Source organism: Psychrobacillus sp. FSL H8-0510 (assembly GCF_038008345.1).
Taxonomy (GTDB): domain Bacteria; phylum Bacillota; class Bacilli; order Bacillales_A; family Planococcaceae; genus Psychrobacillus; species Psychrobacillus psychrotolerans.
The window spans coordinates 283,503-308,324 of sequence record NZ_JBBOYZ010000002.1; the positions used below are offsets into that span (position 1 = coordinate 283,503).

Genomic DNA, 24,822 nt, shown 5'->3' on the forward strand with positions numbered 1-24,822 from the left:
GTAGATTGTTACATCTTCGTCGAACCAAAGGTTGCCACTTTTCCTCTACGTGAGTCCGGAGAAATATCCATCGTAATATGCCCGATGTAATCTTCGGTTTTTCCTCGTTCAATCATATTGGATAACCCATTATTGTGCTTGGTTAAATGTGGGTCGTCAATTTGTTCAATATCACCCATTACAATAGACTTTGAGGCATCCGTGGGTCTTGTTAAGAAAGTTTTCATCATTCGATTAGAAGTGTTTTGACCCTCATCTAATATAATGATCCTTTCATCTATACTCGTGCCTCTCAATAAAGCGAGAGGAAGTGCATCTATAATTTCTTTTTCTCGCATAGATAATATTTTATCGGCAAGCATCAACCCTTTGCTACGCAACTCTTTTTTATAGAGATGCTCAATTGAGTTATAAAGAGGTTTGATATGGTTAGCAATTTTCTCATTCATATCACCTGGGAAGAAGCCTAAATCTTCTTTTTTGTCAGTAGGAATAATGGACTTAGTGTAAAGTAATTGATGTTTTTTACCACCTTCTACACTCGCTAAACCGACATCTACCGCTTGTAGTGTTTTCCCTTTGCCGCTTGGGCCCATGGCACTTACTGCCAATATGTCAGGATCCAGAAGTAAATAAAGATACATTTTCTGTTCCAAATTCAGTGGTTCAATTCGGAGTTTAAGTCCAGACTCTTTTAAGAGTGCTTGTAGCATTCTATCTAAAGGAAGGATTCTGTTTCCTTTCATCACTCCAATAGCTGTATGTGCAGGATTTGATTCGTTTACTAAAATAGCAAACTCATTTGGATACAATTCATAGGCATTCGCTAGACCACTTGTGAAAAGATGCCCAATCATAGGCTCAGGGACCGCAATGTATCGGTAGCCTTTGTACAACTCTTTCGTTTTAATAATGTCGGCATGGTAGTCCTCTGCGGTTACGAACATACTCGCCATGACACGAAGCATTCTGTCTCGACTTACGAGTGTTCCTTCATGATGCATCGCACAGGAAATGATTTTATAGTCATTTTCATTGTAAGAGAACCAGCTTTTTAGACGTTCTATGTTTTGGTGATTACTCACTTTTACGAGGGTTTTCCCATATTGAACACCTTCTTCTAATGAGCCAGATTTCGAAAGATTTTCTAGAATTTTCGTAAATTGAGACGCTGCGTAACCCCGGTCAGAATGTTCATCTTTGAGTTTATTAATTTCTTCAATAAGAATAGCAGGTAGGATGACCGTGTTCTCTCCAAATTGGCTTAAACACTCGAAATCATAAACAGGAATACTTGTGTCTAATACGAATATCTTCTTGTTCAAATGCGACCTCTCCCTTTTTTGCGTTTTTGTATTATATTGCAGTTGAGAGAATCTATTCGCTTAGATTGACACTACTAATGAAAATAATAATATTATTGTCTTTTTCTCGAGAGCATTTAAAGACATATATTATTCAAGTATTAATTTAAAGATTAAATTAAAAATTAAAACAGATATTAGAGAGACTGAAATACAATTGAAAGCCTTGATACGAAAGGGATTGACAAAATTTGATTGTCGATAGTATGTATTTTGGTAAAACAGACTGCTCACTTGGTAAAAAAACAGCAACACTTTGGATAAAGAGGAGTAGCTATCGGATAAATTAATGGCGGTTGAGGTAAGATTCCGGTATTAAGTGGTAAATTAAAGGGAAGAAAAAGAAAGTTTTATGCACCTAAAACATGGAAACTTGTCCACATGTGGATAAGTGGTGGGAAATTAATATAAAAATGAGGTTTTTTGTTTGAAATTACTGAGTTTGATAACATTTAAGAGTAAGGAATACATTAGGAATGTGGATAACTATGGTTATAAAGATAACTGGAGCAGGAGATGGAATAGGTATATGGAGGTCATACTCAGTTATTCATTTAGTGATACAAGAATGAATAGGGGAGGAAGAATGGTACATTCAATCAAACCAAAAAAAAATTCCATGACAAATAGCCCGTCACCGATAGGGTTGATGCAGGCAGGGATAAATATTCATTTTTTAAAAAAAATAATTACTTAAGCAACTCGCTCTGAGTTGGAATGAATAGACATGGTGACAATAATCGAACGGATATACCCACCAATATTAGAGATAGGTTTAGCAATTTCATCTTCATTTAGCTCAGCTTCTCTTCTCATGCGATAAGACCACATACGAAGTGCACCCTCTGTTAAGTCTAGACCAAATTCCATAGATAAAGAAGCCAAGCTGCTGAAGTCTCTTTGCTTGTAGACTGGCAAAGATAATTCTTCTACCACTGCTTGAATCGCTAAATCGTTTTCTTGATAGACAATAGCCTCTTGAGCTTTTGCATGGAAACGTTCATTGATATCTACTTCTATATGATTTGATATACGGCTTAAAGTAAAAATCTCATCCGATTTATCAAACAACTTGTTTACCAGACGATTACTTTTACGTATATATTTTGGCAAATCTGCTACAAGATCGGCTAAAGGCACATTGATATGTGATTCATTTCTGCTTTTTCTCACAAGTTCATAGCGGTCATATGTTTCATATAAGCGTAAAGACAAACGAAGAGCGTTAACATCTTTCATTGAACTTAATTTGCTTAGATGTTCGCTGCTCATTTTTAAATAACCTTGCTCCTTGCTATAGTATGTAGTCAAAACAATTTGCCACACTCCACGATCTACTTTTGTAAGTTCGATAAAGCCAATATCTTGTAATCTTAACAGATTACGCGTAATCGTTCTTACATCCATGCTGAAAAAGTCCGCAAGCTCTACTGTACGAATATTACGAATCAAACCTACGGAAAAATGTTCTAGGTAGGTAGCTTTAGCTTGTGCTTCGGATTCAGACATGTTGGGATTAGCTTCTTTCATTTTTGCAATAGCTGCAGGTTTTGTCGTTATTTCGGGATCAACAAATCTGCTTAATTGTACTGGCTTCACATCTAAGAAGTGAAAACCAACCATCATTAATATTTGGGACTGTGTCAAGGATACTTTTTCCGTACGATAAAATGCATGTTGATCATTTTCAGAGCAATTATAAGCACGGCAAAAAGATGTCCGTTGTTCTAAGGACATCCCAGGTATATTGTCTTCGCTAAATCGGCACTCTTTTGATACGCCCGAAAGGACACGTCTTTCAAAACCATGTATGATACGTTGCAAGAAGGAACGATCGATTCTTGCAAACTCTTTTGCTTTAATGTGATTAGTAGGTAATGAAACTTCAACGATTTTCATGACTAAAAACCCCTTTCCAATTCTAGCTTTGGAAGGGAATCTCTCTATTGCGTCAGGAAAGGATAAACGGTATAATAAAAGAAGAATTTGATAGGTAAATCTTTCTTTTTGTGAAGCGTGTTTGCGTTGATGTCCAAGTCAACACAACAACTATCGATACTTCCGTTTTTCTTTTCGATAACACATTCAGATTAGATTCCCAACCAGACGACCAATCGTGCTCGATACACGGTTGGTTTTTTTTTGTGTTTTTGTCGATTGATGTCATCATATCACAAATTTTGTATACAGAAAAGCTTTAATTTCGTACGCAAAAAAGTAAAGATTTTCATAGGAACCTTAATAAATCAACGTTTCTATGGTGACGCAAAAAAGTAAAGAAATGATAGAAAGTCAACAATAACATAGTGCGAAAATTTTTTTTAGTTTTTTTTTGACGCAGAAAAGTAAAGAAAAAGTTATTTCCGACGCAAAAAGGTAAAGAAATAGTTCATTTATACGCAGATAAGTAAAGAAACGGTCTTTACTGACGCAAAAAAGTAAAGAAATAGAAGTTTTGTTAGCAATTTTTGTCGAATTCAAACAATTATATTTTTTATTCTCTGACGCAAAAAAGTAAAGAAAGTAGAAGGTGTGACGCAAAAAGGTAAAGAAAATGGATTTAGTGACGAAGAAAAGTAAAGATAACTAACTTTGAGACGCAAAAAGGTAAAGAAAAATCATTTTAAGACGCAAAAAAGTAAAGATAACTAGCTTGGAGACGCAAAAAAGTAAAGAAACTGCTTTGACTGACGCAGAAAGGTAAAGAAAACACCGGAAGTGACGCAAAAAAGTAAAGAAATTATCTTGTGTGACGCAGAAAGGTAAAGAAAATTAAGAAAGTGACGCAAAAAAGTAAAGAAACCGCTTTGACTGACGCAGAAAGGTAAAGAAAACAGTTAGAATGACGCAAAAAAGTAAAGAAAATATCTTGTGTGACGCAAAAAGGTAAAGAAAACAGAGTGAGTGACGCAAAAAAGTAAAGAAACTGTCTTGGATGAAGCAAAAAAGGTGAAGATAAGAGGTGGAGTGACGCAATAAAACAAAGAAATAGTCTTGTGTGACGCAAAAAGGCAAAGAAAACAGAGTAAATGACGCAAAAAAGTAAAGAAATTATCTTGTATAATAATAAATGTTAAAGTAAGAGCTTAGGTGACGCAAAAAGGTAAAGAAAGTTTCTTTGTATTCTTTCTTTAATCCATTAAGAGTTAAAAAAACAAACACCTAGGTTCGGAAGAGAACAAAAGTGTTTGTTTTATTGTTGTATATTGTCAAATTATGTTATGCCTGCTCAAGATTCTTTGTCCCTGTATTATCTATTCCAGTAGAATTGGAGGTAGAGAGCTTATAATCGACGACTTCAGCATCGGAGAATTCTTTAAATTTCACCAAGAAGCCATCTTTTTGTCTAGTGTAACTACTAATAATTATTTCTAGCTTACAAAATTCTTTTAAGCTGTCTTCTATTTTGTTCATTGCATCTTTGGGTGATTTTTCATCAATCCTAATTTGAGTGGAGAAGAAATCGACTAATCCATAATAGCCCTCTGAGTTATCTCCTTCTACATAAATACGAAGTCTTTCTTTTTGCATCAAATGCACCAACAATTGCGAAAACTCAATTCGTAAGCTATCAATCTCTCGATGGTAAATACGAATAGTATCCTCATTTATCAATTGTTCAAATGCTGCTTCATTCACTACCACTTGAGCGATGAGAGCATCTTTATCAATAGAAACGGAATCGAGGAACGACCAAGATAAGTCGGTCCCTTTAGAACCTGGCTCACGTCTTCTAACTTTCATCATAAAACTCATCATTTTAATTTTAAATAGACGTTTTTGGGCTTCTTCATAATGCCTTCCGGCCCTAGATCCGTAAACGTCTTTAACTAGCGGTCCTATTGGGAAGGAAATTTTTCTATCTAAATAGAATGAAGACGTTTTTTGTCTTAAAATGTGGCGGATAATTTTCATGTCAACCGTATCTGGATTCCAAGAAGGCACCATTAATTCATCGCCATCTTTTAAATCCACAAGCGTGCGTATCGTAACATTTTTATTCCATGAGGTGTATTCGCCTGTTAATAGACCGGGATTTTCTGAAGGTATCATAACTTCACTGGAGCTACGCTCACTGAATGCAGGTGTACTTACAAGACTTGGATTGTGCTCAATTTCCTGATATATGTTTCCCGTTGGCCCGTATTTATCCAATATGTATTTGCTAATAAGAAAAGATAAATCATTAAGAAAAGCATTTTTAACTGAACGAGTAGGCTTATAGAATAAAAATGGATAATCCGTAATATGTTGCGTTTTATCCGCGATCCATTTTTCGACAGCATCCATTCGCTTTGCTATGTACTCATCTTCATCTTCTACGCCTACGTAACCTGAGTCTAGATCGTTTGCTGTAATTAATGCATCCATTGTATTAAACTCCATAGCAACGGGGTTATTACCCTTCTCTATTTCTGCTAATAATTTCTTATACCAGTCGCGTTTCATTATTTGACGCTTATTAAAATGAGTTTTTCTCATCCCAACCATATCCAAACCATTGCCATCGTGTATACCTATTCGTTCTTCTAATAAAAAGTCTATCAACACTTGTTCATCAGGAAATTCGTTTCGCATGACTTGGGTATATATACGACGCTTCATGGCTGGAACATTAGCATGCAGATAATCTTCTATATCTTTTCGAACAATCATTGGAACTTCTTGCATATCAAACACCTCCAAAACTAACTAGTTATTTATGATTATATCGAAACATGTCATCAAGAAGCAAATAGTCAGTTGAAATAAGTAAAATATAATTGACAAAATGGGAATCTATGTGTATAATAAGAAGTAAGATAACGTGTAAAATATTTAATTCAAACATTGGAGGTTGGAGATATGAAGAACAGAACTACTAAAATAGGTGTAGGAATCTTAACCATATTAGCATTAGCCGTACCTAATGCAGCAAGTGCACAAGCAAAAAGCTTTAAAGATGTACCAAGTACACTTTGGACGCATGATATTGTTGTTGAAATGGCAGACGCAGGTGTAATTAACGGATATCCAGATGGCACATTTAAACCAAACGACTCGATCACGCGTGGCCAAATGGCGGCAATGCTTTCTCGTTCAGAAAACTTTGAGTTAGAAAGAGCAGCTGTTGCATTTAAAGATGTTCCAACAAATCACCAATATCATGATGAAATACAAGCTGTTTATCAAGCAGGAATTGTAGATGGTAAAGGAGATGGCACTTTCGGAGTATCTGATTCATTAACTCGTGGACAGATGGCTAAAGTACTTACAAACGCTTATGAATTAGAAGCAAAAGGAACAAAGAATCTTTCGGATGTTGAGGGCCATTGGTCTGAGGAGTATGTATTGGCTATGTACACTAACGGAATTACCACTGGAAACGGTGGAAAGTACCTCCCACAAGAAAAACTAGAACGTCAGCATTTCGCTGTATTCATGCATCGTGCACAGGGAGGCAAACCAGGAGCAGTTGTTCCGGTTAAGCCATCTACACCAGCGGAAGACGGGGTCAGCGGCTTCAAAAACAAGAAAGCTCTTGGGCTTCACGGTTTTGAGTTAGATCGCTTCCGTTACGATGTATACGAAAACTCTGCGAAAGATGGAGGCATAACACTTAGCGTGAAAGCTTACACCGATGGAAAGAATATTTCCGTGGAAAATTATCATGAATTCGTACAATCTTTAAAGAAAACAGTATCCGATATGAACCCATCGCTTAAACACGTTTATGTGAAGGTGTATGTAAACGACAGCAAAACACCTAACTACGTAACAGACGATACAAACATGTATTACAATTAAACAACAAACGATCTGCCTAAAAGGGTGGGTCGTTTTTATGGTTTGCCATGAATATGGATAGCGAATAGTGAATAAAATTACCCCATACAGAACGGAGAGGTTTTATGGAATTGATAAATGAAAAAAACGCCCTATGGGACCATGAAAAGGAAAGGATAGTAGGGGAGGCAAAGGAAGGAACATTTGATATGGGCGATTTGAAGTACGGTGAAACTCTTTTTCAGGAATGGTGGAAACTTATAGATGAACATAAAAGAATCATAGGTTTTGGCTGGGTACACAAAGAAGAAGATGACTTCGAAATATCCGTGGCTGTCGACAAAGAACATCAAGGCAATGGGGCAGGTTCTTTCATTTTGGGGGAATTAGAAGGCATTGCTAAACAGTTAGGCTTTCATCAAGTTATAGGAATCATAAAGTCAACAAATCAAGAAGCAACTGAAGTGATTGAATGGCTTTACCGTAATGGTTATGTTGCATATTGGCCGGGCTTCCAAGGTTCTGAACCAAAGAATCAACATGTTGCATTTAACATAGTTAAGAAATGCGATTTGACGTTAACAAAGAATATTTAATAAAAGGTGTTTACTATTACACGAAATTCCAAAACGCAACTCGTTTAACAGAAGGAAACTATTTATAATTGATTTAGATGACAAACAAAAGAAAAAGGAGTGTAGGAAATGAAAAAACAAAGAAAACTAAATCAATTTGAGAAGGACAACAATGAGGAACTAATAAAAATGTTTAATGAAGTCAACACTGCTGGTTTTAAAGCGGATTTAACTGTGATGGACCATATGAAAACTTTATACAAAGGAACTGTAGTAGTAGAGCTAATGATTGGTAATGGCATTGAGCTCCATTTTGATGAAAAAGAACAAAACAATTACTTAGAATTAGGATTAGACGTAATTTATCTGCTCAATGAAGTTCCTATGAAATTCACGAGAAACACGACAAACGAATCTTATGGATGGTTGACTCAAAAAACATTCCAAATTATGTTAGAATCTGGCAAAACCATTAATATTTCGGCAATTGAATAAATAGAGGAATAGAGTTTGACAGACCATCATTTATGAATGGTCTATTTTTTTTATCGCAATTATTAAGCAAATAAAAAAGGAGCATTTCTGCTCCTGTTATCAACCTGCAGACCGTACATTTTCGGCATCTGCTTTAAATTGTACTGATCGTTTTCCCATGTAATCATTGATATCCGGATTTCCGATTGCTTTTATGACGGCAGGTCTTCCCAGTTCATCATACAAGTTGCCATCATTCCAAATGATTACGTCCAGACTGTCTCCTTTTAGCTTCGCATGTTGCTTCTCGCTACCCATTCGGAATTCACTTCTTACTTGAAAAGCCATAAGTCCGATGACGGGTGGGGGAAACGCTTCGCCAAATGGCTCTAAAACACGTAAATCCTCGATAAAGTCTAGCGTCAAACCTTCAGGAGTTAACGGTATTTCTACTGTAATGACTTTCTGAAAATCTTCTTCAGTCAATTCCTCTTCAGCGAATTTGTTCATTTTCTCCGCGAATGAATCTATGAGAGCAAGCGTGGTGGATGCACCAGCAGCTTTTGCATGTCCGCCGTATCCGACTAGTGTTTCTGGGCATTTATCCATCGCTCTCTTCAGATGAAATCCTTCAATTCCTCGTCCTGAACCTTTTAATGTATTACCTTTTGCATCCGTAAAAACAAAGAATGGTCGATTATATCGTTCTTTTAAACGACTAGCAATAAGGCCGGTAAGACCTTCGTGAAAATCTGGTGAATACACCACATTCATATGTTTTACGCCAACTTTTTCGACCATTTCGATAGCTACTTCACATAGCTCTCGAGTGAGTGCGGAGCGGTCTTCGTTACGCGTCTTCAAGTACGTGGCAATCTCTTTCATACGAGTCTCGTCATCGGTTAGAAACAGTTCGATAGCAATGGATGGATCACCGTCCAAACGACCAATGGAGTTAATGGCCGGCCCATAACTAAATCCAAACACACTACGAGCATCAATAGTTTTTGGAGCTAAGACTTCACGAAGTATGGAGAATGCTTTTCGGTCTCCTCTCATCGCCTTTTCAAATCCTTTTCGAATCATAATACGGTTCTCATCGAGCTGCGGCATAACATCCGCCACAGTTCCTAAAGCAACTAAGTCCAAGGTGTCGTACACGTGCTCAATAGGAAGCCCCATACGGAAGTACAATAAATGCATGAGCTTAAAAGCTACGGATGCCCCACACAATCCTTTGAATGGGTATGGACAATCTTTTTGATGTGGGTTTACGACCGCAACACATTCTGGAATCGTCTCTCCTACATCATGGTGATCCGTAATAATTACCTCTAATCCAAGTTTCATCGCGTGAGCAATTCCTGCATGGCCAGATATTCCATTATCAACAGTCACTATAACTTCCGTCTCTGGATGTTTTAGTAGCATCGCATCAATACTGTCAGGGGTTATCGTGTATCCATGAGCAAAACGATCGTTTGCCCAATAATCAACTCGAGCTCCTGCCCCACGTAATAGAGAAGTCATGATAGTTGCTGAAGTAACACCATCAGCGTCATAATCACCATAAACTAAAAATACACGACCTTCCTTGATCCATTGCATTAAATACTTCACAGCTTTATCCGCATCTTTTAATAATGATGGGTCGTGCAGATCCGACAATTCTCCGTACAGAACAGCTTTAGCTGATTGTGCATCTCTGAATCCTCGGGATGCAAGCACCTGTAGTACATTGTCCGACAATCGAGCCAATTCTTTATCCGCTTTTAATTTCGATAAATCCTCGGTCCTTTTTCTTTTCCAAATAGCAGTCATGTGAACACTCCTTTTCTAATATTGAGCCAAAAAGCTCTCCAATTATTTTTTTCTTGTTCTATCCTATGCAGGACAAGGGTTTTCATAAAAAAAAGAGCCCCGAAGGACTCCGAACCTTTTAAATTGGCAACCAATAAGAACCGAGTGCGACCACGATACAGAGCATGAGAGCGAATCCGAACAATGTCTCTCCGAAACTACCAGTCTTAATTTTCGCAAAATTCGTCGATTCTTTTGAAAATGGATACATCAGTGGAACTCCAGCAGGTGTGAGGGCATCTAGGAGCACATGACTGATCGCTCCACAGAAGAACCCGATGATACCGAATAGCCACATTTGTCCAAATCCAAATAAATTGCCAACAAAGAGTAGGGCAATGGACAATGCAGCTAGTAGAATAGGTGCATGGGTTGCTCCGCGATGTCCAGTTGTCATCCGAACAAGAAAGCTCAGAAGTTTGAGTCTTTTCCCAATAAAGCTTCCTTTATGATCAATATCAGGAAACAGGGAACCAATTAAAGTACCTGCAGTCATTGCAAGTCCCACTTCCACTGTAGCTTCTGGAGCAATGGCATATAAAGCGGCAGCCGTAGCCACTCCACCCATTAAATGTGTGTTGTATCTCATTATTGCAGCCTCCTTTTGTATGAAATCGTTCTATCATACGCAATTAGAGGCAAAATTAAAGCCTACTCTATTAAAAAAGTAGGCGAATGATGCATTCAATTCCCTTCCGAACTAGGAAAGCGAAGGGGATTAGCAATAAAAAAGCAAGTTGCCAGGCGATAATTCGACGGATTAATCGGTTAGATGCTAAAGGAGAGAACAAGAGATTATGAACTAATACAGAAAAAAAACTTTTAGAAGATTTCGTCCTTTTCTGAATTCGTTTTATACAGCGAGTATCTTTGATAGCTGTCAATAATCTCTCCATTTCTTCTCAACTCCTCGTCAATCCTTTTCTACTGGTATCATAATTTGTCTAAATAATAACTCGTAGTCTTCCATGAATTCTTGCTTCAGCTGCTTACCAGCTACGCTTTTCGCTTGATTCCACCCCATACCGGGATGTTCTTTAAGAATTTGCTCATGTCGTGATTCTATTCGCTCTTCCACATAAGATTTCATGGAGCGTTCTATTTCTTTTTTTGTAAACTTTTTTCTAGTCCCTGGATTGAAATACTCCATTTTGTCCGCTTTGATTCGTAAAGTTCTTTCATGATATGGAAGCACTTCATTATCGACCATTGATAAGTATAAGGATGTGTCTGAGTCTGATTTCAAAGGAGTTAGCCATGCTGAATCAGTCAAGGAAAAGAGTTTCTCCACTGGCTCACCTAAAACATACGATATCTTGAGTGCAGCGTCTATACCAGGTTTCGACTTGCCAGTTACAATTGTATTTACTAGTTGTCGGGACAACCCTGTTTTCTTGGCCAAAGTTGACAATATCATTCGTTTGTCGTCGAGGATATCCATGATTTTATTATCGATTACATCTTCTTCTTTATCTAAAACTAAACCCAGTTTTTCTATTTCCCAAATGCCTTCTAATATTTGACCTTCCACTAACGGGGACTTTTCATTAGTCATCCAAAAACCTCCCATAAATCTTATCTATTGTTCTTATCATAACTGGTAGACCCTATATTGTCAAATAAAATTGACAAAGGACCCGGCCGTTAGGCAAGGTCCTTCTGTTAGGTATGCAACAAAGTCAACGCTTCTTGATAAATCTTTTGATGAATAACATCTATATCGTACATAGTGCTTCCGTTATCGCATGCGATTACTTTCCAATCGAACGTTGACGCTGCTTCTCGTCCTGCTAAACAGGTAGTCCGCATGTAACTATCGTTTTCTTCATGAATATCTCGTTCTCCTCCAACTTTTAATGTACGTCCTTCTCTAAGTTTTTTAGACACCTCAGGTTCTACATCAAGAAACAACATAAGGTCGGGTCTTGGTAGCCCACATATCTCATGTTCATGGTGGTCCAACCAAGATAAATAGGTACGACGTTCCTCTCCCGACAACTTAGCACCTTGGTAAATCATATTGCTCGATGTATAACGATCAAGAATAATGACTACACCATCTTCCAAATCCTTTTTCCAATCTGACAAGTAGCTTCCCAATCTGTCTACCGAATAAAACGTAGAAGCAGCATAAGGGTTGATAGCTTCTGGATCAAGACCGAACGAACCATTCAAATACATGCGTACTAATGCTGAAGAAGGGGATTCGTATGCTGGAAAGCTGATTCTCCTTGTTTTAACGCCCGCATTTATGAGTGATTTCTCCAGTAATTTCGCTTGCGTCTCTTTTCCTGCACCATCTACACCAGATTCTAAAACGATTAATTTCCCTTTCATATGAAACGCTCCTTTTTTATCAAAGTTTTGACTTTCCTATTTTTTACGTCTACACCATCTTATGCAGTAGAAATAAAACAATGCGTCGAATATTGAAGAATCGAAGCCATACAAAATACATATGATAGAGCAGCGAATAAGTAGAAAGGAGTAAAAAAATGAAAAATAAATGGAATGCGGTTGGCGTTTTCCTTTTCATGTGTTTGTTGTTGTTGTTTGTCTCTCCAACTGTGACTCATGCCCAACAAGAAGACATAGGTCTAGGAGGAGGAGCAGACAGGATTCAGTATGATGATCCGAAGAATGTAGATGAAGCTTGGTTTAATTTGTATGAGGATTGGCAAAAGTTCTTGGCATTCGTCCTTGCTTTTGGTCTATTAACTTCCATATTGATATTCATCATGTTAATGATGAAGCTGTCTAACACTGGAGATAATCCTTATGAAAGACAAGCTGTTTTAAAAGATATTCTGGTGCTCTTTGTCACTACGGCAATACTCGGAGGTTTCGGATTGTTTGTAACGCTAGTGATCCTAAACTTCTACCAATAGCAAAAGGACCCGGCATTATGTCAGGTCCTTTTTTGTATAGCGATTCAATTGTTTTTTTAAGGCATCCGTTAAATCTTTAGGTGCCTTTTTCCCATGAAGCACCATCTCTTTTTTTAACATGTCCGAAAGCTCTATAAATGGTACATCAGGGATTTCATGGCCCGTTGCTTGTAAAAGTTGAGATAAGGACAATGGCAGGGAGCCTGCTATTAGTCTTAGACTTTCGACAGAAGGGGTGCGTTGGTCCCTTTCCATGCGAGAGATGTAAGAAGAGGATAGTCCTGTGGCTACAGACAACTCTTTTAAAGTCATCTGCTCTGCCACACGAGTCGTTCGCAACATTTCACCAAACGAATCATTCTTCATGGTCGGAAGGTAACTGCTTTGATTTCTCTCAATTTTTTTTCATCAGGTTCTTCAGCCTCATAGCGAAGGAATGCTCCCAATTCATACAGAGGAATGGTAGACATGCGTTCATCTGTCGTAAGTCGATACGAACGCATCTCTGTTGTCTCTTGTATCAATTTCCCTGCATCGAATGCGGTTCTGTCTCCATCACATAGTACAAACAATACTGGTGGAGTATCCGATTGGTAATAATACTTTTTCCACGCTCGGGTTACCAATATTGATTCTAGTTTCGCAGCTTTATCTCTAAACTGGGAAGGGAAATCATATTCTCTTACGACTTCTCCTAAAAAGCATTTAGGTAATCCGCCCACATCAAGTGTTAATTCAAAGGAAGGGACGATATTCTTTTTCCCCATACGCAATTCGGGTTCAGCTTTAAAAGATATGATTTTTTCTGGAATGCTTCGTTTTAGCTGGACGTAAAACTCTGTAACGGCTAAGGTCTTGGAAATTAGCTCAGAGGATTTCATATTGACCGTAGATACCCAATCTGTTGTATCTTGATTGGAATAATGAGCAAGTAGATATCGTCCGCCTAAGTCAAGGCAATAAAACTCCTGTGCTTCTGGATGAACCTTTTCCTCTTCAAAAGAAGAAAGCATGAATTTGTTTAGAATGCGATACCTCACCAGTTTTTCTAAACGAGCTTGAATGTTTCCACTCGATGATTTGTCAGCTAAAGCCATATGAATTTGTCGAGCCGTTGCGAAAGTCATTTGAAATAAGAACTTGGCAACATCTAGATCACGGTCTTTAATGACATCTGTGTTTTTCATTTTGACAATTTCGTTACGACCCACACTTAAGGTAAATTTGTTTTCAAATGTTTGTCGCAGATCTGCTGGTATAGTTTCGTGTTTGTCTGTTTTTAATAAGAAACTCACTTGTTTGACTCCTCTCTGATTTTAGGTATAAGAAAAAGGAGAGCAAAGCTCCCCTCTTTAGGATTAAGACAAGACACGTAAGATTTTTCCGCGTACGCGACCTTGTTCTTCATCTACTTGAGTGATTCGGAAAGATACTTTCATACCTTCTTCGATTTCACCAGTTGGAGGAATGGAGCAAAGAGCATCTAAATTTGGTGCAATACGCACGAATACTCCCCAAGGCTTCACGTTTCGAATCATTCCAAATACGATTTGGTCACGTTCGAACATATCGATACCCATGATCGTCGGGCTGCTATGCTTTTCCACTGCTTCGAACAGTAAACGTCCGCTTTCAGAAACTTTGCGAAGGCGAATGTTGATTTTTTCACCAATTTTCTTCACATCCCCAATAGCTGTGTAGTCATCTGCGAAATCTTGGTTTTTCAGTAATCCAGTTACGCCATCAATTTCCACATACGCTCCGTATTTCAGAATATTAATGATTTGACCGTTTGCTACTTCGCCTTCTTCTAAGCGTTTTACAACACCGTCTTTCGTCAATTGTTGTGCTTCTTTACGAGAGCAATAAACGATACCGTTTTCTAGGTCGATGCTCTTAATTGTGTAGTGAACTTCGCGACCAAGGAAGTTAACAAGCGAACGCCAATTAAGATCCACATCTACTTCTTCACGAACGATAACAGCTTTCACACCGTCTAAATCCATACCTAGGATATCTGTGTTTAACTCTTTGTCGAACTGAACTAACTTGATAGTTCCTTTCATAACTTTCTTTTCTTCCATCGCTTTTTCGAATGCTTTTTGGTTTTTCATTTTATTTCCTCCTGTTTTCTATTGAAAAATTTTTTGATGAGGGAGAAGAAGGACTCTTTGGTCTCTTGTGCATCTTCCTCTTTATTGATGAAATACACTTCCTCTGTGTACTCCGGGTTTAGTGATGATGGTGTTAATGTTGGAGACTCTTCCAAACTAGAGTTGTTGGGAGGGCGTATACGCGGTCTCCAGACTTCTGGCTTTAGAACAGGATCCTCCAGTATTTCTACTGCCTCTTCATGAAAAAAATTTACTACTTGTGCAACATCGACTTCTGATTCAGGTACCAATTCATTTACTGGCAGAAGCTCAAGTTCTTTCGAAATAGGCATTTGTTCGTAGTCTCTTTCAAAAACTAATTGATCCCGGTCAGATTTCACTCGAATGATACTGTCGGGCTCTTCTTTTGGAGAAGCCATAACTGTTACTTTCTGATTAAAAAAGTCATCTTCAGCATCATCTTGTACAAGGGGTACCTCCGCAGCGAATAGCTGTGGCTCCTTTATTTTTTCAGTTGAGTCAATTGTTTCTGTTGAGACTATCTCTGTTTGCTTCTCTGCAAGCTCTTCAGCAAGCTCATCGATCCGATCGGTCAAGAATCTAGGTTGAAACGGTTTGCGGACGACTAACTTCACGCCATGTTCCATGGCACGCTCGGATATTTCTGGTTGATTAGAACCATTTAATCCGAAGATAACCGGTGGGTTACTCAGTGTCCTGATGTACTCTAGAAATTCAAAACTGTCATTTCCTTCTAGCTTCAGATCAAGGAGAACGAGGTCCGGTTTCTTTGCTTCCAGAATTTGAATTCCTTCGTGCGAAGACTTGGCCTCTAGCGGTATATTGTAACCTGCCTGCTTTACACACCTTTGTATGAGGTTACGCATCGCATAAGCATCGTCAATTACCAGTATCCGCATTACTTCACCTCTTTCCTCACTTTATTTTATTCTGGTTGACTGTTGTCAATTTTATTTTACACACTTGGGCTATGTATTATTACTCGTTTTGGTCGAACGAATCATAATAAATGGGGGAACGATATTTAAACGGAATGAATTAGGAAGAAAACAACTAGAATAGAACAGTTTAAATCAAAAGGAGGGACGTCAATCTTTGCGTCTAGTTAGGAAGGTAACCGAATTAAAAAGGAGGAGTTTTTATGAACGCTGTTAAAAAGATTAATGAATCTACGGACAACGAACTGGGTGTTATTCAGGCTTATGTAACTAAGAAGGAAGAAAAAGAGAACCGGAAGAGTGAAAAATACTGGTTTTTACAGTTTACTGATTCTACCGGAACGCTTGCTTCTTTTGTATGGAACAACCATCCAGTTTATAAAGATGTGGAGCAGTTAGAGGAAGGTATGTTTGTATCTATAGAAGGGAAAATTTCTCTTGGAGTAGAACATCAGAATATTGACATTGTAAAGTTTCGCATAGAGAAATTGCCAGAGGTGGGTCTGGAGAAAGATACATTAATTAAGTTGAAACATCAACTTAATGAACATGTACAAGCAATCACCGATGATTCGCTGAAACAGTTGGTGTTAAATGTGCTATCTCGTTCGGATGTGAACAATCTTTATTTCAGTTCACCAGCAACTCTCATGAGCGGATTTTCGTACACAGGGGGAATTATTGTATCTGTTGTACGGTTGCTTCGCTTAATCGATAGTGTATCCGAAGTGATAAACGAAGATGGTCATGGAGTTAGTAGAGACTTGCTAAAGACTGTTGCCATCCTAGAGCCTGTGGGCAAAGCATTTGCGTATGAGATTAAAAACAGTCGTGTTTCACGGACTAAAACAGGCGAATTTTTCGAAGAACTTTATCTTACGATGAAAGTGGTCTTGGAAGAACTTATAAAAGTTGATATGCCACCTGAGAAAAAGTTGTTGCTTGAGCATTGTATTGGTTCTGCTCATGGAAGAAGTGACTGGGGAGACCTCCATACAGCAAGATCTAAAGAAGCTGTGATGTTTGGCATCATCTGGAACCTCAATTTGCAACTGGGGCATTTCGAACATTTGAGCAGTAAGTCTTCTGAAGGGCAAGAGTTTGCGAAACTCTTCCAAAAGAAAGTCTATCTAAAAACATTTGATAATTAAAGGGTTCGAGGCGTGGAAACACGCCTATAAAAAGGAGGATGCCATATGAGCATGCACTATTCAAAAGATAAAACAAAAGAATTGATTGATGAATTGAAGGGGAAAGGTCACATCAGCAGCATGGAAGACCTTTCTAAATTCATACAAAAAACGGGACTAGTAGTGAGTGAAACGGTGGGACGCCGTCGCTCACATATCGAAGTAAATCCTAAAGTTTACGGGGTTAATCTAACAGATAAAAATGAGGAAACACAAAAATTCTTTGCAGACCATGTAAAGCTAGGGAAGATCAATTTTATTCCAGACACGCTAGATAAAGAGCTTGGAAATGCAGAATCCAGTGTTCGTACAGCTAGACGTCGTGCATGTATTGGATTTGATGATAAATATATGCCGATTGAAACGTACAAAACCTTCTTGAGAAAATTTGAGGAACATAAAAAGCGGTATTTTGAAACGAGAGACAGAATAGTTGTTCAATGGGAAAGCTTAATGAAGCAATTTGAAAAGTCGCTTCGTGCCAGTTTAGACGACTTGAACGCGGTTGACCAAGAGATAGTCGTCACATCTATTCTTGCGAAAATCCCATCACGAGAAGAATACAAAGAATCCTTCTACATGGACTTAGAAGTTAAACCTTTTCCAGTAATGGAGAATTTGGATATGTTTGAGGATGATATCAAAGAAACAATTGCCCAAGGCATGCAAGGAGAATCGGTTACCACGATGTACGAAATTATTGCTTCTTGTTTGAATGATGGTTTCCAACAGGTATCTGCTGTGTTGTCGACTATTGAAAGAGGAAATTCGGTTACACAAAAATCGAAAACAGCTCTTCAGGATGCGGCTAAACGGATCAAGCAAAAGAATATTCTATCGAATGACCGAGTAAATGGCATTGCTGCTCAGATGGATAAGACATCCAGAATATCAGACCAAGATGAAATTGCAGAAAGAGCAGAGTCGATTGCATCGCAAATCATTGGATATGCAGAGGAACTATCTATCGGAACGAAAATTTCGACTACTAATAGCTCGCTTACGTATGAAGAGTTGCTAGAGATATATGAAATGGAATACGAAGAAAAAGAATCAGCATGAGAGAGGCCAAAAGCCTCTTTTTTTTTATATCTATTGCTAAATTGTCGAAATATAGAGGAATATTCTCGATTTTGGATATATTTATGCTAAAATATCTATCATGGAGAGGTGATTAGTAGATGAAATGGTTAGTAGACAAAGCAGATACGAGTAATATGACAATAAGATTTAAGAGCAGACGCAAGAAAACCGAAGGAATTGCCTATACCGTAATACTTTCCAAGAGCTTGAAAGAATACATTCAAGAAGAAAAGGTCACAGGAATTCGATTTGGTTACGATACGGATAAAGGACAGACCAAATTAGTAATAGGTTTCAATAAGGAAGGTCAAGGGGCAAGTTTACTTAACAATAAAAAGGAAATTCGCAGTTGGTTTGAAGTGACGGAATATATTGAGCAGTACATGGAGGAAGGAATCGAAGTAAACCTATTAGTAGATTACCAGATTACCCTTCGGAAAAACGGCACACTCCTATTGGAATTAGAGAAAAAAGAATAGGTAATCCTGGTAATGAGCATTCTGCTGTATAGCGGAGTGCTTTTTATATCCTCTCGTATTTTAGACGTTAGCTTCTCTGGATACCTCGCAACCAGAACGATGACATTATATATATTCGGGATACTTAAGAAAAAACACAAAGTATCCCGAACGGAGTACTTGTTGACTGAATATTCCGACATAATGAACCAATAACCTATATACAATCACGTCACAGTTTATTCCCGCAATCGCAAAGAGTCTTGCTGAACAATAGAAAATTAAAAAAAACTTAGAATTTATATATAACTAAACAACATAATATAAAAACGGAATATTCCGACATAGTGAGCCAATAACCTATATACCGTAATGTTACATAGTATTTCCTCCAACAGCACGAAAGTAAAATAATCTTCCTAAAAAAATAAAGGTACTGAAAAGACACCTTTTATGAAAAGCAATGAATAAATTATTACGGATAGTAGTCCTTAAGGTAGCAAGGTGCTCGTCATTGTCGAAGTTGTTTTTTAGATGCAATACAAAAAAGAGCCCAAAATGGGCTCGGTTATTCAAAGGTGTGTGGCTCAAACACCCGTCGTTCTAATCCAGCATTTTCGAAAGAGTACAAATTTCCGAGTAAGTCAAACTGAAAAAGAGCTCTGTGGAAAGAGAGATGTTCCATTCTGTGAATTGTGGTGAAGAATATGTTTTCTTGCGTGTGCATATCAATCATGCGTAGATCGTCTCTAATTTGCTGTTCAGATTCAGCAACTATAATATAGCCTATCTTCCGTTTGAATCGGTTCTGGAAGTAAAGAGTATTCTTTTCCCAATAGGAGACTTTTGCCACTATACTGACAGGAGCACCCTCATAATCGTCTACTAAGAACTCTTGTATTCTACCTTCTTTAACTAAAATTTTCTGCTCTTCATCTAATTTACGGATATACCATCTATAATCCGCATCGGGAAAGAGTCTGGACAATCTGTCTCCATCCGAGGTTACAAATTTGTGTTTTACGGAAAGGAAATGCTCTATTTTTCGAGCGTTCAGGTCGTTTCTAGTGAAGGATGGAATGAGAACATTGGTTAAGTATGCCAATAAGTCTTCTTTGGAACCAACCATTATGTCAAAATCCGCTTCCATCTTATCTAAAAGCCGTTCATAAATCGTGTGCTTAACCAGAGCAACACGTTCTTTTGTACGAACCACATTTTCGCAGATGAAAAATACCACGATTCGCTTTTCTCTAAATGCATATTCTTGCGAATTTAAGAAGTTACGATAGTTTTCCCACTTATCGCACAGTTGTTTTCGGGATTCCGTTCCCATATCCATCTCTAAAAAGAGATCAATGTCGGCAAAGGAAATCATTCCATCTGGTCGAATACTTGTGTATTGCGAGACATACTTTTCGTCATAATATCTCCATGGAATAGATGGTTGTGTAGCCATATACTCAATAACAAACTGATTCAGATGTATTTGATGGTTGATGAGTTTGGGATACATGCTGAGTTCAGATGCCAAGTAGTAGCCACGACGGACCACTTTTCTTTTAGAGTCGTAGATATTCGTGGGCAACTCGAAAAAGTGTCGTATGATTTCAATTCCGAGTGGAGTGAGGAAATAACAAATGCGGTCTCCAAGGTACTCTTCTTCTTTTAAAAGCTCTTCTTTTTTCAACAATCGTAAAGATGTTTTTGTAATCCTTGTTGCTTTGGCATCATCTAATGTTTGTCTTTGTTGTTTCAGTTCTTTTATTTGCAAGAGTGATAGACACCGGTATTGATAAATCATATACAGAATATCCACATCTTGTTGTTTTAGTGTTTGCAGTAATTCATTCAATGGTTTTGCCATAGCTTTCCCTCCATAAAAAAATTCCGCTGTATTATATGCGGAATGGAAGGAAGGTACGCTCATAAACGGTCGCATGATGTATACCTATATATTTATTTGTTGACTATAGTATATTTGTTATCGTAATATGTAAGGAACACTATACAGTGTTCCGATTTTTAATTGGATTAAGATGCGATACGGTGGTGTTTGAAGAAGTAAGTATCGATAGCTTGTAATACTTTACCAGTAGTTTCGATATTCATGCGTTTAACTTGGTAGTCTAAAGCTGAACCGGGATACTTCTCCATCACGCTCTGAACAAGACGATCGCAAATTTCATAGCGATTTATTCTTGTTTCTGCTTTTACAATTTCCTCAATCATTAATTTAGTTCCTCTTGTTAAGTGGTAAGAATCAGCTTTGTTAATCATATTATTTTTCCCCTTTCGTTCTGCTTATATTTATAACTTAAGTATATCACCATTGTACACCACAGTCAACGAAAATAAAAAATATATACTATATTGAACAAAAATGTTTCTTTTGTACTATCTTTGTGGTATAGTAAGGATAAGAGTTAAATAATAGTTAAATAATAGTTACACAACTTTAGAAACAACAAATAATATTAGAGAAAAGGGGTGAAGCAGCTTAGGCTGCGGCATATATGGATATTTTATTAGAAGAAAGAAAAAGACTTGGAGATTGGTACTTAGAATTTATAGAAGAATCGTCTAAAAGAGACAATCGCGTAGCTATTTCTCGAATCGATAATTTAATACGAGAGACTATGGGATTTGAAACTGTAGAGAAGATTGAAATGATCGAAGAAGAGATAGAAAAAGCTCGTAGTTCTAAAAAAACAGGATTAACAGAAGAAGACGTAGCTAAATTCTACAGAATCACAAGAATGTTACGAAAGCGAATTGAAAAACCAAAGTACTCAGAAATTGGAGAACTTATTAAGAACTTAAGATTAAGTAAGGGGCTTTCCCTTCGCCAAATGCAAGAAGTATCTGGTATTAGCTCTTCATACATACATCGAATTGAAAAAGGAGACCGAAAAACTCCTTCAAAAGAGATGTTGGAGAAGATTGCGATGGCACTTGACCAGGATCCAGTTGCTTTTGTTACTTTAGCAGAAGGGAATTCATCCATTAAGCAAACTGGTTCAACAGGAAACTCTGCGATAAATGTAGAAACTCTTTTATTTAATACTCCATTAGCCATCAAAGGTCGTGATATTGATGAGGAAGAGAAGTCTTTATTTATAAAAACTGTAATTCACCTATTAAATTGTGACTTTGGTGAAAAAAAATATGCGGAAATGATTGAATTAATGGAAATGGCAGAAAAATTTAAGAGAGAACAACAAAAAAACGAACAAAAATAAATAATAAGATAAACGGTCGCTCCTACAATGGGAGCGGCTTTTTTTTATTCCAATTGATTAAACATACTTTCTTTCATAGATTAATGGCCTTGTCACTATAATAGCCAGAGAAATACGAAAAAAGGGGTGGAATGATGAAATTTAAGAAAGTACGGAACGAGGGTGGCTATGTCACTGTCCCGTTTTTGTTGTTTGCAGCAATATTAACGCCTATTATTCTTTTTCTAGTAATTGAAATAACACAATCATATTCAGCTAAGTCGAAGATCGAAATGGTTGCGGACAACATGGCGAAAGCTGGGGTCTGGCAAATTGATGAAGAAGAATTGAAAGACGGAGAAATTGTCCTTGATATAAATAAATCTCAAGCTTCAGTAAACAACTTGCTTGCTAGCGAGTTTGGTGAGGGTACCGGTCAACTAGACAGCATGCCTATTCAGGATGTTGCTATTAATGAGAGAGCCACCGAGACAAGCCGAACCGTGCGAACAGAAGGTGTTCAGTTCCAAACTTCAGGCCCATCGGTGTTTATTGGACTACATGCATATACAAAGCCAATTTTTTTACCGCCTGTCATAGAGGTTCGAGCAGCTCAGGGACTCGGTCTTAGGTGGAGAGATAAAGTGGATAAAACATATACTGGTTCGTTATCATTTGGAAGTTTATCTGCATCCAAAGTCGTGAATCCCGCAATTTATGATAGACAAGACTGGCCAGTTACTTCTCCAGACTTGCATATGGCAAGTGGAGGAAATGTCTCTGTTTCTGTTTCCGTTTCACCAAGCAATCCTGAGAAAGAAACAGCAGAAGTAAAAATGCTATTTGTCGGAGGGGATCATTCGTTGAGCTTTGGTAACTCTGCAAGTTTCACAGTCCCAGAGGACGCACCAATCGGTTCTATGCTTGTTGTAGAAGCTATTTTCACTTCATTAGAAGACGGCTCGACCCGTGAAGAGTCTGCAGTTATCGGACAGGTTACACACGAACTGAAAAAATTACTAATCACGGAACGCATACATCCAAAATAAAAGGAGGGAAGGGGCATGTCCCCGTCTATATGGAAACAATGTATTTAATAATTGCAATTGTAATCACCTTACTGCTGGAGTTCGGAATATGGCTGAACACCAGAAAGGAATATCCGGTGTCATGGAAGTGGCTAGTGGGAGTTATGATTTTTACTGTTTTGCTGTTCCCTCTATTAAAAGTAAATTATGACATGCTATTTCAACGACCGGCAGTTTTAGTTTTTATTCCCTTCGTTGCGAATTTATTGATGATTGGCATTATCGACTGGAAACACCAACTAATCCCGAATAGATTGTCAGCTTTCGCATTTGTTCTTTCTGGAATCTACTGTTTATCTTTGTGGTCAGCTTTCGGAAAAGAGTTAATCCTTGGTGGGATAGTCTTATTAGGCATCTTTGTACTATTATATGTCTTTGCCAAAGGGGCCTTTGGAATGGGAGATGTCAAACTGTCACCATCTATCGGTTTGATGATTGGGCTTTCGAGTGTTGGGGAATTCATGATGTTTACCATGATTTGTGCAGCATTCCTATCGCTTATTTTAATCGCTTGTAAATTAAAAAACAGAAAAGACAAGATTGCATTTGGCCCATTCATGGTAGTAGGATTCCTTATTTTATGGATGTTCTAGGGAGTTCGGCATATTTTTGGAGTCGCGAACTAGATACAATGGAATACATTTTTTGGACCCGCATATGATAGTTACGTAAAAGCGTTGGCGGAGACAGCGAAAGCTAGAATCGCAAGGCTTATCAATTTAAAGGGGGAAAAAACGTGAAGAAAATCATCCAATCGCTCAAAGCGAAAGCTGGTTTCATTTCGGTGGAAACAGTAATCGTGGCAGCATTACTAATTGGTTTAGGCGTATTCGCTATCAGCCAGTTCGTAACAGTTGGTACAGATGCTTCTAATGCAGCAGTAGATGCCGTAACTGACGCGTTATTGATCACTCCAGGAATTTAATTATTCCACTAGACTGGTTGCTTACGAGTATTCCAGTCAACACCTTGACACAAATAAAACAAAAATAATAGAAATCGGAGGAAACAAACGAATGAAACAAATCATGAAGAAAATGCGTGAAAAGGCTGGGTTTATCTCAGTGGAAACAGTAATCGTGGCAGCGTTACTGATCGGTTTAGGCGTATTCGCTATCGGTCAATTCGTAACAGTTGGTACAGACGCTTCAAATGCTGCAGTTGATGCAGTTACAGATGCGTTGCTAATCACTCCAGGAATCTAATACTAGTTTGGCAGTCGCCTTTTTTGGCGACACACCAACTGCTAGTTCGCAAAAAAATAAAATCAGGAGGAAAACACACATGAAAAACATGATGTCTAAACTACGCGAAAAAGCTGGGTTCATCTCAGTTGAAACGGTTATCGTAGCAGCATTGCTTATCGGCTTAGGCGTATTCGCTATCGGTCAATTCGTAACAGTTGGTACAGATGCTTCAAATGCTGCAGTTGATGCAGTTACAGATGCGTTACTGATCACTCCAGGAATCTAATGCTAATCTAGCAGGTGTCATTGTGACGGCACGCTAACAGCAAGTTCCAAAAAAAATAAAAATAGGAGGAAAACACACATGAAAAACATGATGTCAAAATTACGTGAAAAAGCTGGGTTCATCTCAGTTGAAACAGTAATTGTAGCAGCATTGCTTATCGGCTTAGGCGTATTCGCTATCGGTCAATTCGTAACAGTTGGTACTGATGCTTCAAATGCTGCAGTTGATGCAGTTACAGATGCGTTACTGATCACTCCAGGAATCTAATTGAAGAAGACCCTTAATTGGGTCTTTTTTTATTTCAATTAC

Annotated in this window: 27 protein-coding genes; 14 read left to right on the forward strand and 13 right to left on the reverse strand. The window is 37.9% G+C overall.

Annotated features, from left to right (window positions below; genetic code table 11):
• Positions 1 to 8: 8 nt before the first annotated feature.
• From MHI40_RS21365 to MHI40_RS21375, 3 genes are all read right to left on the reverse strand, one after another.
• Entirely contained in the window at positions 9 to 1,325 is a 1,317-nt protein-coding gene (locus tag MHI40_RS21365; protein ID WP_340765338.1) for a PhoH family protein, read from the reverse strand.
• Between the two features lie 732 nt (positions 1,326 to 2,057).
• Positions 2,058 to 3,263, reverse strand: a complete 1,206-nt coding sequence (locus MHI40_RS21370; protein ID WP_340765340.1) for a hypothetical protein — start codon at positions 3,261 to 3,263, stop codon at positions 2,058 to 2,060.
• A 1,320-nt stretch (positions 3,264 to 4,583) separates the two neighbouring features.
• Positions 4,584 to 6,035, reverse strand: a complete 1,452-nt coding sequence (locus MHI40_RS21375) for a hypothetical protein (protein ID WP_340765342.1) — start codon at positions 6,033 to 6,035, stop codon at positions 4,584 to 4,586.
• Positions 6,036 to 6,209: 174 nt separating this feature from the next.
• Between MHI40_RS21375 and MHI40_RS21380 the strand changes: the two genes are divergently transcribed.
• The 3 genes from MHI40_RS21380 to MHI40_RS21390 all read left to right on the forward strand — a co-directional run bounded on the left by MHI40_RS21380 (position 6,210) and on the right by MHI40_RS21390 (position 8,200).
• Positions 6,210 to 7,151: an S-layer homology domain-containing protein gene (locus MHI40_RS21380; RefSeq protein ID WP_340765344.1), complete on the forward strand. Its 942-nt coding sequence runs from the start codon at positions 6,210 to 6,212 to the stop codon at positions 7,149 to 7,151.
• A 104-nt stretch (positions 7,152 to 7,255) separates the two neighbouring features.
• Entirely contained in the window at positions 7,256 to 7,726 is a 471-nt protein-coding gene (locus tag MHI40_RS21385; RefSeq protein ID WP_340765346.1) for a GNAT family N-acetyltransferase, read from the forward strand.
• Positions 7,727 to 7,834: 108 nt separating this feature from the next.
• On the forward strand, positions 7,835 to 8,200 hold the full coding sequence (locus MHI40_RS21390) for a hypothetical protein (RefSeq protein ID WP_340765347.1): 366 nt from the start codon (positions 7,835 to 7,837) through the stop codon (positions 8,198 to 8,200).
• Between the two features lie 99 nt (positions 8,201 to 8,299).
• On the opposite strand, the gene recJ is transcribed toward MHI40_RS21390, so the two are convergent.
• From recJ to MHI40_RS21410, 4 genes are all read right to left on the reverse strand, one after another.
• Positions 8,300 to 10,000 carry a single-stranded-DNA-specific exonuclease RecJ gene (gene recJ, locus MHI40_RS21395; RefSeq protein ID WP_340765350.1) on the reverse strand — a complete coding sequence of 567 codons (1,701 nt, stop codon included), beginning with the start codon at positions 9,998 to 10,000 and terminating at the stop codon, positions 8,300 to 8,302.
• A gap of 118 nt (positions 10,001 to 10,118) precedes the next feature.
• On the reverse strand, positions 10,119 to 10,628 hold the full coding sequence (locus tag MHI40_RS21400) for a metal-dependent hydrolase (RefSeq protein ID WP_340765353.1): 510 nt from the start codon (positions 10,626 to 10,628) through the stop codon (positions 10,119 to 10,121).
• Positions 10,629 to 10,952: 324 nt separating this feature from the next.
• Positions 10,953 to 11,594: a helix-turn-helix transcriptional regulator gene (locus tag MHI40_RS21405; RefSeq protein ID WP_340765354.1), complete on the reverse strand. Its 642-nt coding sequence runs from the start codon at positions 11,592 to 11,594 to the stop codon at positions 10,953 to 10,955.
• A 107-nt stretch (positions 11,595 to 11,701) separates the two neighbouring features.
• Complete coding sequence (locus tag MHI40_RS21410; protein ID WP_340765355.1) at positions 11,702 to 12,376, reverse strand: dTMP kinase; 675 nt, start codon at positions 12,374 to 12,376, stop codon at positions 11,702 to 11,704.
• A gap of 158 nt (positions 12,377 to 12,534) precedes the next feature.
• On the opposite strand from MHI40_RS21410, the gene MHI40_RS21415 reads away from it, so the two are divergent.
• The gene (locus MHI40_RS21415; protein WP_340765357.1) at positions 12,535 to 12,927 is read left to right on the forward strand and encodes a hypothetical protein; all 393 of its coding nucleotides are present in this window, start codon (positions 12,535 to 12,537) and stop codon (positions 12,925 to 12,927) included.
• 15 nt (positions 12,928 to 12,942) lie between these two features.
• On the opposite strand, the gene MHI40_RS21420 is transcribed toward MHI40_RS21415, so the two are convergent.
• From MHI40_RS21420 to MHI40_RS21435, 4 genes are all read right to left on the reverse strand, one after another.
• The gene (locus MHI40_RS21420; protein ID WP_340765359.1) at positions 12,943 to 13,293 is read right to left on the reverse strand and encodes a helix-turn-helix domain-containing protein; all 351 of its coding nucleotides are present in this window, start codon (positions 13,291 to 13,293) and stop codon (positions 12,943 to 12,945) included.
• Positions 13,290 to 14,222 carry a replication-relaxation family protein gene (locus MHI40_RS21425; protein WP_340765361.1) on the reverse strand — a complete coding sequence of 311 codons (933 nt, stop codon included), beginning with the start codon at positions 14,220 to 14,222 and terminating at the stop codon, positions 13,290 to 13,292. Before MHI40_RS21425 ends, MHI40_RS21420 begins: the two co-directional genes overlap by 4 nt.
• Before the next feature lie 63 nt (positions 14,223 to 14,285).
• The gene (locus tag MHI40_RS21430; RefSeq protein ID WP_340765363.1) at positions 14,286 to 15,041 is read right to left on the reverse strand and encodes a S1 RNA-binding domain-containing protein; all 756 of its coding nucleotides are present in this window, start codon (positions 15,039 to 15,041) and stop codon (positions 14,286 to 14,288) included.
• A complete protein-coding gene (locus MHI40_RS21435) occupies positions 15,038 to 15,961 on the reverse strand; it encodes a response regulator (RefSeq protein WP_340765365.1) in 924 nt (307 codons plus the stop codon). The genes MHI40_RS21430 and MHI40_RS21435 overlap by 4 nt, the downstream gene beginning before the upstream one ends.
• A 242-nt stretch (positions 15,962 to 16,203) precedes the next feature.
• Here MHI40_RS21435 and MHI40_RS21440 point away from each other — a divergent pair, with 242 nt between their 5' ends.
• The 3 genes from MHI40_RS21440 (at position 16,204) to MHI40_RS21450 (ending at position 18,752) form a co-directional block, all read left to right on the forward strand.
• Positions 16,204 to 17,151 (forward strand): OB-fold nucleic acid binding domain-containing protein, encoded by a 948-nt coding sequence (locus MHI40_RS21440; protein WP_340765366.1) that lies wholly within the window; start codon positions 16,204 to 16,206, stop codon positions 17,149 to 17,151.
• Between the two features lie 45 nt (positions 17,152 to 17,196).
• Complete coding sequence (locus MHI40_RS21445; protein ID WP_340765367.1) at positions 17,197 to 18,252, forward strand: hypothetical protein; 1,056 nt, start codon at positions 17,197 to 17,199, stop codon at positions 18,250 to 18,252.
• Positions 18,253 to 18,371: 119 nt separating this feature from the next.
• Complete coding sequence (locus MHI40_RS21450; RefSeq protein WP_340765369.1) at positions 18,372 to 18,752, forward strand: hypothetical protein; 381 nt, start codon at positions 18,372 to 18,374, stop codon at positions 18,750 to 18,752.
• Between the two features lie 547 nt (positions 18,753 to 19,299).
• Here the strand turns inward: MHI40_RS21450 and MHI40_RS21455 are convergent.
• Both MHI40_RS21455 and MHI40_RS21460 read right to left on the reverse strand, forming a co-directional pair.
• Complete coding sequence (locus MHI40_RS21455; protein ID WP_340765371.1) at positions 19,300 to 20,598, reverse strand: replication-relaxation family protein; 1,299 nt, start codon at positions 20,596 to 20,598, stop codon at positions 19,300 to 19,302.
• Between the two features lie 167 nt (positions 20,599 to 20,765).
• Complete coding sequence (locus tag MHI40_RS21460; RefSeq protein WP_340765374.1) at positions 20,766 to 21,011, reverse strand: hypothetical protein; 246 nt, start codon at positions 21,009 to 21,011, stop codon at positions 20,766 to 20,768.
• A gap of 236 nt (positions 21,012 to 21,247) precedes the next feature.
• Between MHI40_RS21460 and MHI40_RS21465 the strand changes: the two genes are divergently transcribed.
• The 7 genes from MHI40_RS21465 to MHI40_RS21495 all read left to right on the forward strand — a co-directional run bounded on the left by MHI40_RS21465 (position 21,248) and on the right by MHI40_RS21495 (position 24,780).
• Positions 21,248 to 21,973 carry a helix-turn-helix domain-containing protein gene (locus tag MHI40_RS21465; RefSeq protein WP_340765376.1) on the forward strand — a complete coding sequence of 242 codons (726 nt, stop codon included), beginning with the start codon at positions 21,248 to 21,250 and terminating at the stop codon, positions 21,971 to 21,973.
• 131 nt (positions 21,974 to 22,104) lie between these two features.
• Complete coding sequence (locus MHI40_RS21470) at positions 22,105 to 23,001, forward strand: hypothetical protein (protein ID WP_340765377.1); 897 nt, start codon at positions 22,105 to 22,107, stop codon at positions 22,999 to 23,001.
• A 29-nt stretch (positions 23,002 to 23,030) separates the two neighbouring features.
• Complete coding sequence (locus tag MHI40_RS21475; RefSeq protein ID WP_340765379.1) at positions 23,031 to 23,633, forward strand: A24 family peptidase; 603 nt, start codon at positions 23,031 to 23,033, stop codon at positions 23,631 to 23,633.
• Positions 23,634 to 23,776: 143 nt separating this feature from the next.
• Complete coding sequence (locus tag MHI40_RS21480; protein ID WP_340765382.1) at positions 23,777 to 23,965, forward strand: hypothetical protein; 189 nt, start codon at positions 23,777 to 23,779, stop codon at positions 23,963 to 23,965.
• Positions 23,966 to 24,056: 91 nt separating this feature from the next.
• Complete coding sequence (locus MHI40_RS21485; protein WP_340765384.1) at positions 24,057 to 24,245, forward strand: hypothetical protein; 189 nt, start codon at positions 24,057 to 24,059, stop codon at positions 24,243 to 24,245.
• A gap of 79 nt (positions 24,246 to 24,324) precedes the next feature.
• The gene (locus tag MHI40_RS21490) at positions 24,325 to 24,513 is read left to right on the forward strand and encodes a hypothetical protein (RefSeq protein ID WP_340765387.1); all 189 of its coding nucleotides are present in this window, start codon (positions 24,325 to 24,327) and stop codon (positions 24,511 to 24,513) included.
• A gap of 78 nt (positions 24,514 to 24,591) precedes the next feature.
• Complete coding sequence (locus MHI40_RS21495) at positions 24,592 to 24,780, forward strand: hypothetical protein (RefSeq protein ID WP_340765387.1); 189 nt, start codon at positions 24,592 to 24,594, stop codon at positions 24,778 to 24,780.
• Positions 24,781 to 24,822: the final 42 nt, after the last annotated feature.